Genomic DNA, 1,987 nt, shown 5'->3' on the forward strand with positions numbered 1-1,987 from the left:
TGTCGGATCCCAGGTGATGCCTGACGTTCTGGTCCCAGGTGATGCTTGACGGTGGGCCTAGACAACATGGGAAACCCCGTGGGGCTTGTTCGCTTTCACGTTACGGACCGGGACGTCGGTCGTGCGCCGGATGACTCGGACCTGGCCGTCCAGCTCGACGCTGATCGTCGTGTCCGACACGTGCACGGTCACGGTCTGCCCTGCGTACGGGCGGCCGAGGGACACGACCTGCCGACAGACCATGACTGTGCCCACCGCGCTGACCCGCCGCTGCACCCGCATGGGCTCGATGCCGGGACGCGGCGGCGGTCCGGCCGGCCGCAGGCCCCGCAGCCTGCGGATTTCCTCGCTGGTCAGCGGGTTGGGCCGCACCCGCAGCAGTTCCCGCGAGGACAGGTCGAAGAACGACAGCGTCTCGTCGTCGATGCGGATACCCACCTGGTGGCCGCCCAGGATCTCCGCCGCCAGAACCTGGTGCCCGCCCAGGCCCACCAGGCCGCTGTTGTTCACGACCCGGTCCACCTCGAACGCGGCCCCGTCGTCGGCCGGAAGCGGGGCCGGTCCAGCCGCACGTCCGCCCCGGGCGGCCAGCCGTCCCAGATCCGCCACCGACAGATGCGACCGCACGGTCTTGATGCGTGCTCCCGCGATCAGCAGATGGATCACCGAGGTGTCGGCCCAGAAGGTCACCGTCAGACCTGAGCGGGCCGGTCCGAGCCAGAACTGCTTGCCCGCGACCTGCAGATTCCCACTCGCAGGCACCACCCGCTCGAACTCCACCGGCCCACCGGGCTCCAGCTGGACCACTGGCGGGACCAGCTCAGGCAGGCCGGCCGGCACGGGTGCCACCTCCGCCGGATCCGGCTCCGCAGGAGGTGTCCGCTGCTGCGGCACCAGCCCGAGCACTCCGGGCACCCTCAGGCCCAGTACGTCCCGCTCCTGCTCAGCAACCGGGGTGAACAGGTCGGCAGGGGACTGCATGTCCAGCGCCTGATGCGGACGATCGGAGTTGTATTCCTGCACCCACGCATCCAGTGCCGCCTGAGCCGCCCCGATACTTTCGAACGCACCGCAGTCGTCGAGGAGTTCACGCCGCAGCGTCTGATGGAACCGTTCGACCTTGCCCGTCGTGGTCGGGGATGCCGGCTGGGTGAGACGGTGCGCGATCCCGTTCTCCCGGCAGATCCGGTCGAACAGCACCTCCCCGCCTTGCCCGAACCGGTCGGTGAACTGCTTGCCGTTGTCGGTCAGCACCTCCTCGGGCACCCCGAACGTCTGCAAGGCCCGGGCGAACGCAGAGCAGACCGCCCGCCCGGTCGCCCGCTCGACCACCGACGCGATCACGCAATACCGGGAATGGTCATCCACCCCGGTCACGACCTTCGCCTCGGTCAACTCCCCGGTCACCGGGTCGACCAGCATCACGCCGCCGACGATGTCCATCTGCCACAACTGCATCGGCCGATCCCGCTGCCAGCGCTTGTAGTCCGACCGCTTCCGGCGCCGAGCCCCAGGTTCCACCAGGCCGTGACGGACCAGGATCCGATACACGGTCATCCGCGACGGCACCGGGCTCACCGCCCCGGACCGCTCCAGCACATGAGCGATCCGCCGCGGACCCCAGCGGGGATGCTTGCGCCGCAGCTCGCACACCGCCGCCTCCACCTCGGCAGAGGCCTGATGCGGACACGACGCCGGCCTCCGCGAACGGTCCGCCAACCCGGCCAGACCGGAGGCCTCATACCGGGACTTCCACCCGCTGACCGTCTGCCGCGACACCCCAAGCTGAGCGGCAACTTCCGTCACGGTCGCTCCCGCCAGCACGGCCAGGACAGCCCGGTATCTCTGCTCGACAACCGACAACTCCACCAGCGCCAATCCCGGCCTCCCCACACGCGCCGCAACGACGCGCACAGAAAAGCCGATCACGGCCACTGTCAACCATCAGCTGGGACCGAACTGTCAAGCATCACCCGGGATCGGACAC

The 1,987-nt window shown here is 69.3% G+C and carries 1 protein-coding gene; it reads right to left on the reverse strand.

Features of this window, described 5'->3' with window-relative positions; genetic code table 11:
- Positions 1-57: 57 nt before the first annotated feature.
- Entirely contained in the window at positions 58-1,878 is a 1,821-nt protein-coding gene (locus ADL12_RS21335; protein ID WP_062704272.1) for an IS481 family transposase, read from the reverse strand.
- Between the last annotated feature and the right edge of the window lie 109 nt (positions 1,879-1,987).

Origin of the sequence: Streptomyces regalis (genome assembly GCF_001509475.1) — a bacterium.
Classification (GTDB): domain Bacteria; phylum Actinomycetota; class Actinomycetes; order Streptomycetales; family Streptomycetaceae; genus Streptomyces; species Streptomyces regalis.